This is a genomic window from Roseomonas sp. KE2513 (assembly GCF_016107305.1).
In the GTDB taxonomy this organism is placed as follows: Bacteria; Pseudomonadota; Alphaproteobacteria; order Acetobacterales; family Acetobacteraceae; genus Roseomonas.
Map to the genome: position 1 here is coordinate 1 of NZ_RCVR01000073.1, position 12,690 is coordinate 12,690.

At 67.9% G+C, this 12,690-nt stretch carries 13 protein-coding genes and 1 pseudogene; 4 read left to right on the forward strand and 10 right to left on the reverse strand.

Going from position 1 to position 12,690, the window contains the following annotated elements; all coding sequences use genetic code 11:
- A partial coding sequence (locus D9599_RS28940; protein WP_198384806.1) for a Rieske 2Fe-2S domain-containing protein occupies nt 1-329 on the reverse strand: 329 nt, incomplete at its 3' end.
- Between the two features lie 458 nt (nt 330-787).
- Between D9599_RS28940 and D9599_RS28945 the strand changes: the two genes are divergently transcribed.
- Complete coding sequence (locus tag D9599_RS28945) at nt 788-1,210, forward strand: hypothetical protein (protein WP_198384807.1); 423 nt, start codon at nt 788-790, stop codon at nt 1,208-1,210.
- Between the two features lie 679 nt (nt 1,211-1,889).
- On the opposite strand, the gene D9599_RS28955 is transcribed toward D9599_RS28945, so the two are convergent.
- The 7 genes and pseudogenes from D9599_RS28955 to D9599_RS28980 all read right to left on the reverse strand — a co-directional run bounded on the left by D9599_RS28955 (nt 1,890) and on the right by D9599_RS28980 (nt 8,485).
- On the reverse strand, nt 1,890-3,113 hold the full coding sequence (locus D9599_RS28955; RefSeq protein ID WP_198384809.1) for a MalY/PatB family protein: 1,224 nt from the start codon (nt 3,111-3,113) through the stop codon (nt 1,890-1,892).
- Nucleotides 3,114-3,256: 143 nt separating this feature from the next.
- Complete coding sequence (locus D9599_RS28960) at nt 3,257-4,273, reverse strand: tripartite tricarboxylate transporter substrate binding protein (RefSeq protein WP_198384810.1); 1,017 nt, start codon at nt 4,271-4,273, stop codon at nt 3,257-3,259.
- 137 nt (nt 4,274-4,410) lie between these two features.
- A complete protein-coding gene (locus D9599_RS32610; RefSeq protein WP_375373094.1) occupies nt 4,411-4,854 on the reverse strand; it encodes an FAD-dependent oxidoreductase in 444 nt (147 codons plus the stop codon).
- Nucleotides 4,855-4,891: 37 nt separating this feature from the next.
- Nucleotides 4,892-5,575: pseudogene (locus D9599_RS32615) on the reverse strand (flavin monoamine oxidase family protein); the annotation flags it as partial.
- Between the two features lie 37 nt (nt 5,576-5,612).
- On the reverse strand, nt 5,613-5,873 hold the full coding sequence (locus D9599_RS28970; RefSeq protein ID WP_198384812.1) for a hypothetical protein: 261 nt from the start codon (nt 5,871-5,873) through the stop codon (nt 5,613-5,615).
- 39 nt (nt 5,874-5,912) lie between these two features.
- On the reverse strand, nt 5,913-7,157 hold the full coding sequence (locus D9599_RS28975; RefSeq protein WP_198384813.1) for an MFS transporter: 1,245 nt from the start codon (nt 7,155-7,157) through the stop codon (nt 5,913-5,915).
- Nucleotides 7,158-7,165: 8 nt separating this feature from the next.
- Nucleotides 7,166-8,485: a tetratricopeptide repeat protein gene (locus D9599_RS28980; protein ID WP_198384814.1), complete on the reverse strand. Its 1,320-nt coding sequence runs from the start codon at nt 8,483-8,485 to the stop codon at nt 7,166-7,168.
- A 174-nt stretch (nt 8,486-8,659) separates the two neighbouring features.
- On the opposite strand from D9599_RS28980, the gene D9599_RS28985 reads away from it, so the two are divergent.
- The gene (locus tag D9599_RS28985) at nt 8,660-9,496 is read left to right on the forward strand and encodes a helix-turn-helix domain-containing protein (protein ID WP_198384815.1); all 837 of its coding nucleotides are present in this window, start codon (nt 8,660-8,662) and stop codon (nt 9,494-9,496) included.
- Nucleotides 9,497-9,817: 321 nt separating this feature from the next.
- Here D9599_RS28985 and D9599_RS28990 read toward each other — a convergent pair whose 3' ends face one another.
- On the reverse strand, nt 9,818-9,976 hold the full coding sequence (locus tag D9599_RS28990; protein ID WP_198384816.1) for a hypothetical protein: 159 nt from the start codon (nt 9,974-9,976) through the stop codon (nt 9,818-9,820).
- Nucleotides 9,977-10,392: 416 nt separating this feature from the next.
- The gene (locus D9599_RS28995) at nt 10,393-11,613 is read right to left on the reverse strand and encodes an FAD-dependent oxidoreductase (RefSeq protein WP_198384817.1); all 1,221 of its coding nucleotides are present in this window, start codon (nt 11,611-11,613) and stop codon (nt 10,393-10,395) included.
- Nucleotides 11,614-11,824: 211 nt separating this feature from the next.
- Here D9599_RS28995 and D9599_RS29000 point away from each other — a divergent pair, with 211 nt between their 5' ends.
- Together D9599_RS29000 and D9599_RS29005 are read left to right on the forward strand one after the other, a co-directional pair.
- Complete coding sequence (locus D9599_RS29000; RefSeq protein ID WP_198384819.1) at nt 11,825-12,145, forward strand: HU family DNA-binding protein; 321 nt, start codon at nt 11,825-11,827, stop codon at nt 12,143-12,145.
- Nucleotides 12,146-12,317: 172 nt separating this feature from the next.
- Nucleotides 12,318-12,545: a hypothetical protein gene (locus D9599_RS29005; protein WP_198384818.1), complete on the forward strand. Its 228-nt coding sequence runs from the start codon at nt 12,318-12,320 to the stop codon at nt 12,543-12,545.
- Nucleotides 12,546-12,690: the final 145 nt, after the last annotated feature.

Below are 12,690 nucleotides of genomic sequence, written 5' to 3' on the forward strand. Positions count from 1 at the left end.
AGGTAAACCGTCCCATCTTCAACGCGCAAGGCAACGGCGGTCAATCCGTTGCCGTCGCTTGGGCCGCTGAGCGGCCGGCCATCCTCAACGGCAAACTCGGCGCCGTGGCTGGAACACCGGATACGGGTTCCATCCGCGCTCAGCACGCGGCGGCCGCGCCAGGTCAGCGGCAGGTACTGGTGCGGGCACATGTCGAGATAGGCGACCAGCCGACCGCCTTGGTGCACAACGAGCAGCGCCGTGCTGCGCCCATCGCGCTCGTAGGTGATGGGGGTAGCGGAACCCTCGGGGAAGTCCGCAAGATGCCCCAGCGCGATCTCCGTGCTCATGCTGATGCGAGATTTACATGAAGGGCCACGAGCCGTCAGTCGCTCGCGTCCGGCAGGCGGATGGCACCAGGTTGCGTCTGCCCAAGACCCTGCCGTCCTACATCCTCCTGCACGAGCCTGCCATGCCATGACCAGCACGGCCGAGGGTGACACGGACGAGCACAGGCCGCCCTGCAGCAGCTCAAGCGCTACCTACCCTTTTCGAGTTGGCTCAGGCTCCTGGGTGCACCTCCTTCGATTAGATTACGCCTAATGACGAAGTGAAGATGGCACCGGCGAACGGAGCTGAGCCGAGATCGAGGTAAGGCGCCAACATAAAGCGAACTCTCAGCCGCGGCCGATGTAGTCATTCGTCCTCGCTGCTGGGCGGACTGGCGCTGACGTGTCGCCGGTGAGGCGGCCGGGAACGGGAGCTGCATGGCGGGCGCATCGTTCCGGCGCTCCCGTGTCCCGCGCGGGTGAGGCTCGGCGACAGGCGCATCAGCCATCCCAGGCACCGGCCAGAAACACTCCACCCGGTCCGCCTCGCCCCTGAGAGCCAGGAAGACCACGCGCGTTACCTCGCCGTCCTTTCCGGTCGCCACAGCCAGGCGGAACATGAACCCGTCCACCTCATCTCTCTGCCCGAGCGACAGAGCGAGCTGCTGTGCCTCGCTCTCCTGCTGGCGGAGCGTCCGCTTGTTGCGCTCTTCGGCATCGCCGCGGAAGAAGCGCACCGGCACGCCCTCGATCAGGAAGGCAAAGTGGTGCGTCTTGTCCAGCACGCCGAAACAAGGGTAACGGCCCGCCTCGGCGGCACGGCGGAGGTGATTGCGGCTGAAGGAGAAGGTCCGACAGCCGATCGACCAGACGTCGTCGCCGAGCCCGGCCACCGGACATAGTCAAGCGCCTCATGCGGGACGCGGCCCGGGGTTCCTGGAAGCATCTGGCCGACGAGCGCATCGAGGGTCTGGATCCCGTTATTTCCCTTGGGCGACGCTTCTGGCCCTTGCGCAAGGAGGAGCGAGAGGCAGTAGAGGACACTGGACGGCTAGGTGCCTCAGTGACTGTGCTGCGAGCCACGTTCTCGGTCCGCCTTGCTTACCCATGCTTTAGCGGCTCGCGACACCTCCCATCGAATGGACATCGCCAGAGCCTCGTCAGGTTCACTGGTTTAGTGACAGGGTTGCCGTGATGCTCAAACGCCCGCGGGGGCCAGTCCTTTCAACTCACGGTGGTAGTGGAAACTACCTCTTAGTGAAGGTAGTCCTGCTCAGGCGGCAAATCAACTCAGCGCCTGATACACTAATTGCCGCATCGCATAGCGATAGTACATCCGGTTAGCGGGCCCTTGGATCATGAGGACCGCATAGAGATCCTCCTTCGGGTCAATCCAGAAGTAGGGACCGTAGGCTCCGGCCCACGAGTAGTCTCCCACACTGCCCGGAAGGGGTGTCCGTCCGGCCGAGTTCCGCACGACGAAGCCCAGGCCGAAGCCATGGCCGTTCTCGGGAACTGGCGCGAGGATTCCTTCAGTGCCGTGACCAGCCCCGACGGAGGCAAGCCAGCCCGCGGGCATCCTCATCGCGCGGCGACCGCGCGCTTGATGCGGCGAACAGCCTCCTCGACCGTCGCCCGCGGGCAGCCGAGGTTGGCGCGCATGTAGCCATGACCCTCGAGGCCGAATTTCTGCCCCTTGTCGAGCCAGACGCGCGCCTCCGTCAGCATGAATCTGTCGAGCGTCGCCGCATCCATGCCGAGTTGGCGGCAGTCCATCCAGGCCAGGTAGAGCGAGTCGGTCGGCAGGACCTCAATGCCCGTGTTCGAGTCCTCGAAGGCGCTGGCGAAGTAGGCGTGGTTATTGCGAAGGTAGGCGAGGAGCGCCTCGAGCCAGGGCTCACCGTGGGCGTAGGCCGCCTCGGCGGCGACCAGGCCGAGGGTATTGACGTGGCCTGCGGTGTTCCGCTCGATCTGACGCCTCAGCTCTCCGCGTAGCCGAGGATTTGGGACGAAGACGTTCGCGCACTGCAGGCCCGGCAGGTTGAACGTCTTGCTGGGTGCCGTGCAGGTGATGCTGTTCTGTGCAAAGTCATCACCGAGCGAGGCGAAGGGGATGTGCCTCTGGGCTGAGGCCATGATGAGGTCTTGGTGGATCTCGTCGGAAATGACGAGGATCCCGTGGCGGAGGCATATCTCACCCATCGTCCGCAGCTCCTCCTCCGACCAGACGTTGCCGGTCGGGTTATGCGGATGGCTGAGGATGAACAGCTTGGTGTTGGGGAGGATCGCCGCCTCGAAGACCTTCTCATCGAAGCGGTAGCGGCGCCCGGCCCGAACCAGCGGCGCAAGGGCGAGGTGGCGGCCGTTCAGCAGGACATCGCCGTGGAAGTGGCCGTAGACCGGGGGTTGGATCAGGACCGTGTCGCCCGGTGCGGAGAATGCCTGGATGGCCGTCTTGAGAGTGGTGATGATGCCCGAGGTCGGCACCACCCAGTCCGGCGAGACATCCCACCCGAAGCGTTTCCCCTGCCAGCCGGTGACGGCGCGGAGGTAGGACTGCGTCGCGCCTCCGAGATAGCCGAAGATCCCTTGCCTGACCGTCGCCTCAAGCGCGTCGACGACCGGCTGAGGTGCCCTGAAATCCATGTCCGCGACCCACATCGGCAACGGGTCCGCCGCGGCCTCGTCCGCTGCCAGCAGCCGGTGCGAGCAAGACCACTTCAAGGAGTTGGATGCCTTTCGGTCGACTACCTCGTCAAAGATGGAGGCGTCCAAGGCCGAAGCGTGCTGAGGGGAGTCGAGCATCTTCCTGTGTATCCTTCAGTGGCCTTGCTAGTTATTCGGGATTGGCGCTGGGAACGCCGGAGGATGGTGGGCCGCCGAACGGTCCGCCGTGCCCAAGCCCGGGTTGGCCGACAGGTGCCGAGCTCCCCCAGGCGCCGCGACGGTCAGTCCAGCGTTGCGCCGGATGCCTCGACCAGCCGCTTCCACAGCACGTCCTGCTCCCGCATGAACGCGTTGAAGCTCTCCAGCGTCTCGTCCCAGGCCGAGGCGTAGCCCTGCGGCTCCATCCTGGTGCGGAAGTCGTCGCTCCTCGCGATGCGCACCAGCGCGCCGTGCAGGCGCTCGATCACGGGCCTGGGCATGCCCGTCGGCACGACCACTCCCATCCAGCTCTGCATGTCGAGTCCGGCGTTCGGCAGCAGCTCCCCCATGCCGGGCACCTCGCCCAGCCCCGGCACGTAGGTGATGCGCTCTGCGCTGCCCACGGCCATGGGGCGGAACCGCCCCTCGCGCACGTAGGGCACCAGCTCGGGAATGGCGTCGAACATGATGTCGATGTTGCCAGCCAGCAGATCCGAGATGGCTGGCGCGCCGCCCCGGTAGGGTGCGTGGGTAATCTCGACGCCGGTCGCCTTGCTGATGGCGGAGATGGTGATGTGGCCCATCGTCCCCGAGCCGGAAGATCCCATGGTCAGCTTGCCCGGGTCACGCCTGGCCGCCTCGATCACGTCCCCGAAGCTCCTCCACGGTTTGCTCGAGTTCACGACCATGAGCACGGTCCCGGCGATCACGCGCGTCACCCCCGTCAGGTCGCGCAATGGCTCCAGCGGCATGGAACGACGGTAGAGGTGCCTGTTCGCCGCCATGAGCGAGTTTGGCGCCATCATCATCGTGTAGCCGTCCTTCTCGGACCTCGCGACGTAGTCAGCGCCGACGTTGCCACCGGCACCGCCGCGGTTGTCCACCACCACGCTCTGTCCGAGGAGTGGCTGCAGACGCTCCGCCAAGATGCGCCCCGTCAGGTCCACCGCGCCTCCGGGCGGGTACGGCACCACGAGCCGGAGCGGTCGGCTTGGCCAGTTACCAGCGGCATTCCCTTGGGCGAGCGCCGGGACGGCGAGGGACGGGAGAGCCGACGACAGGGCGGCGGCCCCCAGCAGGGCGCGACGATTCATAGACATGGGAACGCTTCCTCCTTTGTTGGCGACAAGTCGCTCTGGCTCGCCCGGGACCCCTTGCAGTCCTGGCGCGAAAATCCGGTCTCCAGGGCTTGGGCCCTGTGACTTCTTCTGTTCGACTGCCTCTAGGCGCCCACGCCTCAATCCTGGTCGGCGGGCGCCATGAGCCTTGCGATGACCTCGGATACGGCCCGCTCGGCCGCGTCCACGGCACCAGCCAGGTAGCCCGGCGCAATCGCGCTCACCTCACTACCGGCGACGGCCAGGCGGTCGCGCCACGGTCCGGCAATCCAGGACCGGGCCGATGTCAGGGGATGCCCGGCGGGGCGCCGGTCGTCGGTGGTCGCCGTCCACGGGTCGGCAGCCCAGTCCTTGAGGAGGGTCCTGGATGGCTTTCCAGCCTCCGGACCAAAGAGCCGCACGAGTTGGTCCAGGCATGTCCGGGTCAGGGCGGCTTCTCCCAGGGCATGACGACGGTCCGCCCCGACGCCGACGAAGCCGAACAGGGCGGCCGCGCCCGACGCCGTGGTCGCGTCGTGGATCTCGGCTAGCGGTCCTACCGTGCTCTGCGCCGTGCCGGACAGCCCGGCCTCGCGCCAGAAGGGCTGATCCGTAGCTGGCGAGGAACTTCGCGTGTGGCGCCATCCAGGTCGCTGCGTCGCGCCAGCGCCGCGCCACCTCCGGGGGCAGGGCCGGTTCGAAAGCCACGCTCACCTCGAGCAGGCGGGGGGGCATTGCGACGATCACCTGATTGGCCGTCAGCGTCTCCTCCCCGCCGTCGCTGCGGACGATGCGAAGGGTGACCCCCGCCTCCCCGAGCGTCATGCCTGCCGTCCGTACTCCGAGCCGCAGGCTTTGCTGCGGAAGATCCCGCGCCAAGCCGCGCACGAGGGCACCCATCCCACCCGCCAGGCGCATGTAAGCCGGGTCCTGCGGCATGCCGGGGTAGCGCTGCGGCTGGACATGTGGATCCCGGTCGATGAGGACGTCCCCCGCGTCGTACTGGGGAAAGCTGCGGAGGCCCAGCTCCTCGACCAAGCTCGCCAGGGAGGGTTGCATATCTGGCCAGAACCAGGAGGGGCCGAGATCGAAGCCGTCGTCGGCCTCGAAGCCGTCCACCCCCGCCGACAGGATGCGCCCACCAAGGCGGTCGCGGGCCTCAAGGAGCCGGAGGTCAATCCCGGCCCGGTGCAGGAGCCGCGCGGCGTGGAGCCCAGCGAGACCGCCCCCGACTATAGCGACTGTGGTTCGCATGCTTGTGCCTGTTCCTGGCGAGCGCCGCGCCGCTGGCAGGCGGGTGAACATTAGTCCCACGCCGCCCAGTCCTGCGGCTGACGACGCGCTACCCGTTCCGCGTCGTCAGCCGGGCGAGCGATGCCACCAGCAACACCGCGCCGGTGAGGGTCAGCACCATCGCCAGCGGACCCATCGGCATGAACCACGGCATCTCGTGATGCATCCCCATGCCGCCCCGCATCCATGGTGTCTCCATCGACGCCGCATTGAACGAGTTCCACGCGAGGCGGTGGAGCAACAGCATCAGCGCGACACCGGCCGCCAGAGTGGTGGCCCCGGTCAGCAGAAGCTTCTTGGCTCTGGTCATATCGTTTCCTCTTTCGCGGTTGGTGATCGGATATGCCGCTCAATCGGCTCCTGGAGCGGGAGCGGGTTTGGCAGCATCGGCGCGCCCGGCCGCTGCCCAGCCGAGTGCGGCGGCGGCGACGAGGAGGGGCAGGAACGACAGGTACAGCACCGTGTTCCACCCGTAGGAGGAGAGCAGCCCGCCGGACAGGAAGGACCCAAAGGCCATGGTCCCGAACACGGCGAAGTCGTTGAACGACTGCACCCGCGCCCTCTCCTCGGGCCGGTGACACTCCAGCACCATCGACGAGGCGCCCACGAAGCCGAAGTTCCAGCCGACGCCGAGCAGCACCAGCGTTCCCCAGAAATGCGCCACGTCCACGCCCGTCAGCCCGACCGCGGCGGACGCGGCGGTCAGGAGCAGCCCGGCGGTGACCACGCGGGGCGCGCCGAAGCGGGTGATCAGGCGCCCGGTGAAGAAGCTCGGGGCATACATCGCGATTACGTGCCACTGCAGGCCGAGGTTCGCCGCCTCCTGGGACAGACCGCACATCCGCATGGCGAGTGGCGCGGAGGTCATGAGGAAGTTCATGAGCAGGTAGGAGACCACGCTGCAGATCACGGCGGTGACGAAGCGCGGCTGGCGCACGATGGCGCCGAGCGGGCGCCCCCCCGCCGCCTCCGCCGCCGTTGGTGTGGGAAGCCGCACGCCCAGGAGGACGAAGGCGGAGGTCGCGGCCACCGCGGCCTGCGCGACGTAGCTGGCCGCAAACAGGTAGGGCAGCCACAGGTCCATGGTGAGGGTCACGATCTGCGGGCCGATGACTCCGGCGAACACGCCGCCCGCCATTACCGCGGACAAGGCCCGCGCACGCCGTGCCGGTGGCGCGCAGTCGGCGGCGGCGAAGCGGAAGGTCAGCACCACCGCGGCGTAGGCGCCGCCGAAGAAGGTCGAGGCGCAGAACAGCCAGAAGGAGCCGAGCACGACGGCCAGCGCCGCCAGCAGTCCCGCGAGTACGCCGGAGCCCGTGCCCGCCAGAAAGGCGGCGCGGCGGCCGTGTCGCTGGGCAACGCGGCCCGCAGGCAGGGTGCAGGCCGCCATGCCTACCACAAAGATGGAGATCGGCAGGGTCGCGAGCGCAGGGCTGGGTGCGAGCGAGTTCCCGACGACCGCGCCCGTCGCGTAGACCACCGTCGAGTTTGCACCCGCGAGTGCCTGGGCCACCGCGAGCCGCAGAACGTTGCTCCGCTCCTGACCGGAAGCAGCCACGGGTGTCGCGGTCTCGGTGATGTTGACCTGTGACATGGTCGTTCTCAGGCCGCTAGCAGGCCGTGCCAGGCCTTGTCCCGCGGCGACGGACGGCGGTGGAGGCGGCGGTCCAGGAGCGTTCCGGCCCTGGCGGCCTCGCCGCTCCGCATGAGGGCGAGCAGCAGCATGTCCTCCACCAGCTCTCGCTGGGCGCCGCTGCCGCCGATGCGCACGGCCTCGGACGCGACCGGCTCCAGGATGCGGACGCAGCCCGCGTAGTCCTCTTCCGCGAAGGCCAGGGCTGCGCGGCAGATGGCGGGCACCACCGGCCCGGCGGGCAGCTTGCCCGCCTCGATCAGCCCCATCAGCGCGGACACGCGCCGCTCCAGTTCCTCCTTGTCGCCCGTCGCCGCGGCAAGGAGGGCCATGTGGACGTCCGCGAAGGCAAAGCCCGCGCTGGGGAAGGACGGCGTCGCATAGGTGGCGGCCGCCTGCCACAACCCCTCCGGCACCTGGTAGCCGTAGGCCTGCAGCCGCCACAGGAAGGAGGCGGTGTCGCTGACCACGTTCACGGCGTTCCCGGTCGAGACGGACGGCTGGACGTGCTCGGCGTAGAGGGCGAGTGCCCGCTCCGTGTTCCCGTGCTCCAGCGCCGCGAGTGCCGCGTGCCAGGCGATGTGGCCGTGCAGGATACCGGAGCGGTCATAGGTCGGCAGCCAAGCCTGGATCAGCCGGTCGGCCTCGTCGTTGGCCCCGCCCTCGTACATCGCGTGCGACAGGGCGTGGGCCGCGTTGGCGTTCTGCGGGCGAAGGTCGAAGCCGCGCTGGGTGAGGTCGCGGCCGTGGGCCACGTTGCCGTTCTCCGCGTGTGACCAGCCCCGGTAGGTGAGGAACCACCAGTCGTCCGACGCGAAGTGGCTCGCATGCCGCTCGCACAGGTCCACGCGTGCCTGGTCGTGATCCGCCCGGCCGGAGAAGGCGAGCAGCCCGAAGGCGCCCAGCGGCAGGGACAGGATCACCACGTCCCGCGGCCAGTTATCGGCGTGGGCGGACACACCGTCGATGGCCTCGGCGGTCCGCCCGTTCAGGACGAGGGAGAGGATCTCGACGTGGCTCCGCTCCCGCTCGGTGCCGCGGCGCGCCACCAGTTCAGCGGCCGTCGCGATCCGGGCCTTGGCAAGAGCAGGCTCCGAACGCATGGCGTGTTGGCGAGCGCGGGCCGCATGGGCGAGGGCAAAGTCCGGATCGGCCGCGATCGCCTCGTCCAGCGCCTCGGCCGCGCCGGGCCAGGTGGAGAGCATCAGGTCGACGCCCTTGCGGTAGCGCTCGGCTGCGCGGTCCGAGGTGGTCAAGAGCGGTAGGCCGCGGCTGTCTGTGCGAGCCATGGCGGGTTCCTCATCCTGAAGTCCAAGGGACGTCGGCGTCCGGCGAGGGCCCATCGCGGCGGCCAGCGAGGCCGGTCAGGGCGCCATCTCACACAGAGATACCGAATTCGGGTCTGTCTGTATCTCCACGGCCCGACAATCTGTATAGAACAGGGGACAAAATGGAGGATGCGCATGCTGTGGGAGACGATCGCGGCGCCGCCCGGCTTGGCTGCCCCCAGGCCGATGACGATCCGGGCGCAGTCCATCCCCGCGCGCCACCACTTCCCGGAGCACGCCCACCGCTGGCATCAGGTGGCCTACGCCATCTCCGGGGTGCTGACCGTCGCCGTGGAAGGGCGTTCCTTTGTGATCTCGCCGGAGCAGGCGGTCTGGCTTCCGGCCGGTCTGCCGCACCGGGTCGGATCCCTCCTCGGCGCGGAGTTCCGCAGTCTTTGGCTCGCCGAGGAGGCCGGTGGAGGGCTGCCGGAAGGTCCAACGGTGTTCAGCGTATCGCTCCTGCTCCAGGCGCTCATCGTTGAGGCCACCGACATTGAGGGGCAGGATGATCACGACGGCTATGCAGGCCGCGTGACCAATCTCATCCTCGACCAACTTCGGCGCGCGAAGTCACTGCCGGGCGCGCTCCCCTGGCCGCGTGGAGGCCCTGTTCTGACGGTGTGCGACGCCATCTACGCCGACCCGGCGGATCCACGCGGGCCGGAGGAGTGGGGGCGGGAGTTGGGCATGTCAGGCCGGACCCTGGCACGCCGTTTCGAGGCGGAGCTGGGCATGAGCCTGCGCTCCTGGCGGCGGCGCCTGCGGCTGTTCAAGGCCATCGAGCTGCTGGGCGGAGGCAGGAGGGTGACACAGACGGCGATGGAACTTGGTTACGGCTCGACTTCCGCCTTCATCTACGCTTTTCGCACCGACATGGGGTGCGGCCCGCAAGCCTACATGCGCGGCCGCGGACCAGAGCGTGGTGCTCTCGCGGCTTCGCGGGCCTTCAGCCCTGACCTGCGTCATGATTAATCGCTGCTGGCGCGGAACGTCGTGGCAAGGTCCGCTATGCTGCGCCTTATATCGGCGCGCCTATGTCCTGACACATCATCAGCTGGTCCCTGCCTTGCAGACGCGGCTTCAGTCCTTCGCCTGTGGCGGAGCTGGACGGGTCGGAACATCTGCTCGGCGGTATTACACTCGAGAGCAGCCTGTCCGCTCTCGGCCAAACTTTGCCTTCTGCTTTGCGCCCGAAGCTGACCATGCTGCCTCGCTTCACCATTCCCGTGAGCGGGCGTAGCCGAACAGCATCGACGAGGGCGGTACCGTGCGCTGCGGAGCTACCGCCGAGGTTCAGTCGAGCGTGAGGCCGAGGTCGCGGATCACCGCGGACCAGCGGCGAGCGTCGTCGCGGATCGTCGCGGCCATCTCTTCCGGTGTGCCCGCGACCGGCACGAAACCCAACTCCTCGAGCCGCCTCGCCAAGCCACCCCGGCCCATCGCCTGTCGCACCGAGGCTGCCAGCTCCGTGCGATGCTCCGCCGACAGGCGTCCAGGCCCGGCGAAACCCCGGATCGGACATTGCTTAATTAAACTGCCGTGGAGCGATCTGCCAGGATCAGCCCCAAGGGCCTTGTGCCAGCCGCACACACTTGCTGCGCCGCCGTTATCGGCACTCGCGTCCCAGTGGCGATCGGCCTCGGCTTGGTCCTGCGTTTCGTCCGCGGAGGCCTATGCTTCGTTGCGCTTAAGGCCGCTGCCGCCGTTGAGCCCAAGGAGTGGCGCGCCGCGCACGTTGAACTTCAGATTCAACTCTCCGCCGTCGTGGGGAAAAGGGAAGTCACAGGCGCTGGCCAAGTGGGGCGCTAACGCTTGCATCGAGATTAGCCGGTGAACACCCCCCACTGTGCTGTTGGCGCTCAACCGGATCAGGGGTGCGGCCCGGTGTGCTCCGGGCGAAAGCCTAACCCGAGCACACGCGCCGGTACCCGGCGAAGAGCTGGGAAGCGTTGAAGCATGCGAAGGGGTACAGGCAGCGCCCCATCGCCACTGCCTGCCAGAACCGGACCGATGATCCGGTTCTGCGCCAGCACCTGCAGGCGCTGGGTGGCGCGGGTTGGCCAACCCCGCCGGCGCTGCACCCGCCGCAGCGTGGCAAGGTCCGGCGCCTCACCTCGGCGGAGCGAGGGTGCGAGGATGCGCCCGGCGGCCACCGCGTCCTGGATCGCCAGGTTGATGCCAACACCCCCGATCGGCGACATGGCATGGACCGCATCACCGATGCACAGCAGGCCAGGACGGCACCATTGCTCGAGGCGGTCAACCTTGACCGTGAGCACCTTCACGTCGTCCCAGCTTTTGAGGGCGTCGGTGCGCCCCGCCAGCATGGGGGCGGTCTCGGCAACGGCGTGCCGGAAGGCGTCCAGGCCCGCCTGACGGACCGCCCCATAGCCATCCTTGGGGATGACGTAAGCGCACTGCCAGTAGTCGCCACGGCTGATCAGGACCAGCAGGTGACCCGCCCTCACGTTGCCAAGCACGGCCTCAGGATCGGAGGGCAGGCGCGGCAGCCGCATCCAGAGAACGTCGATGGGGGCGCCAAGATCCTGCACCGTCAGGCCGGCCGCTGCCCTCATGCGGGAGTGCCGACCGTCCGTGGCCACCACCAGCCTGGAACGGACTGTCAGGGTGCGACCCGGCTCCTGCGCCTGAACCCCGACGACCTGATCCCCCTCGATGATCAGCCCTGTCGCCTCTGACCGTCGCCTCAGTTGGAAGGAGGGAAAGGTGGCGCCCCATCCGGCGAGGAAGTCCAGGAAGTCCCACTGCGGCATCAGCGCGACAAAGCGGCACCGTACGGGAAGGTGGGAGAAGTCGGCGACCGGCACGTGCACCCCGCAGACGTCCACTCCGACGTTCCGAATCTCTTGGTGCGGCAGCCGCAGGAAGTCCTCAATCCAGCCCAGCTCGGCGAGCATCTCCAGGGTTGAGGGGTGGATGGTGTCTCCGCGGAAGTCCCGGAGAAAGTCCGCATGCTTCTCCAGCACCACCGTCTCAACGCCGGCCCTCGCCAGGAGCACGCCCAGCATCATGCCCGCCGGACCGCCGCCGACCACACAGCAGCTGGTGGTAATCGTGACACCCGTCATGCTCGAGGTCCCATCCGAATGGCTGCGGGGCAATCGTGCCAACCTGTGTGCTCTGACCGCAACCTGTTCAGCACCAAGCCGGTCTGGCTTTCCGGTGACATCCGGCACTTCCCTGAGCTGAGTGGCTACGCTGCAGCTTGGCAGCACGCTTTCAGGCAAGCAGATTCAAATTGCGTGCGAGCGCGCGATGCATATGAAAAAGGGTTTGAGCTTGTCGAAGAAGTTCCTCACGGACGTGATCCAGCAGTCCACCGAGATGACGGGGGTTGCCTCCGGGCAGCTCGCGGCCGACCTGGTAGCGGCGATCAACGCCGAAATCATCGAAACCGGCCGCTTCTCCCTTCCGGACTTCGGTGCCTTTACCGTCCGCGAGACCGCCAAGCGCACGGCGCTGAACCCGCACACGGGCGAGAAGGTCCAGGTCAAGGCGGGTGCGACTGTGAAGTTCAAGGCCAGCCCCTCGCTGAAGGAGGCAGCCTTCGCGGGTGCCAAGAAGGCCAAGCGCAAGGCAGCCAAGGGCAAGGCGGCCTGACACTCGGTAGGACGTCCTGAGGGCCGCAAGCCGGTCCCCAGAGGCCCCATCTGTCCTAAAAACCGCGGCTTCGTTCTTGATCTGTTTGAAATGGGTCCGCACCCTGCGGCGATGCCGCGCCTCACCCGCTTCGTCTCCACTCGCCGGCCAGCATTTCCCGCCGAGGTGCGCCATGGCTGACCCGGCGGGGGCCAGTCCGCCGCCCTTGGTGCCCGCCACCGGCGAGGAAGTGGCCGAGGTGCTGGCCTATGCGCTGCGGCACGACGAACGCGGCAAGCCCCGGCGCGGAGCAACTTGGGAGGTTGCGGCCGCGGTGCTGGCGGAGCAACTCGCCGCTCACATGGAGCGGGCCAACATGGTGGCGGTCAAGAAGCCGCCGCGCCCTCCACACTCGACCTGATGGTCTCGCCCGGCGGCCGGGTTCCTTCACCGGGGCAGGATGGAGCACCCCCGTCTGTTCAGACCTTCGCTGAGCAGTGAGCGGAGGTAGCCGAAAGCAGAACAAGCGCCTCAGTAAACCGTGCTGCTACGGGAGCACGATCTAC

Bases quoted from the DNA above. Each gene is read 5' to 3' on its own strand.
- D9599_RS28980 (WP_198384814.1), bottom strand. From the start codon at position 8,485: ATGGCTCGCACAGACAGCCGCGGCCTACCGCTCTTGACCACCTCGGAC.
- D9599_RS28970 (WP_198384812.1), bottom strand. From the start codon at position 5,873: ATGACCAGAGCCAAGAAGCTTCTGCTGACCGGGGCCACCACTCTGGCG.
- D9599_RS29005 (WP_198384818.1), top strand. From the start codon at position 12,318: ATGGCTGACCCGGCGGGGGCCAGTCCGCCGCCCTTGGTGCCCGCCACC.
- D9599_RS28975 (WP_198384813.1), bottom strand. From the start codon at position 7,157: ATGTCACAGGTCAACATCACCGAGACCGCGACACCCGTGGCTGCTTCC.
- D9599_RS28960 (WP_198384810.1), bottom strand. From the start codon at position 4,273: ATGTCTATGAATCGTCGCGCCCTGCTGGGGGCCGCCGCCCTGTCGTCG.
- D9599_RS28955 (WP_198384809.1), bottom strand. From the start codon at position 3,113: ATGCTCGACTCCCCTCAGCACGCTTCGGCCTTGGACGCCTCCATCTTT.
- D9599_RS28985 (WP_198384815.1), top strand. From the start codon at position 8,660: ATGCTGTGGGAGACGATCGCGGCGCCGCCCGGCTTGGCTGCCCCCAGG.
- D9599_RS28995 (WP_198384817.1), bottom strand. From the start codon at position 11,613: ATGACGGGTGTCACGATTACCACCAGCTGCTGTGTGGTCGGCGGCGGT.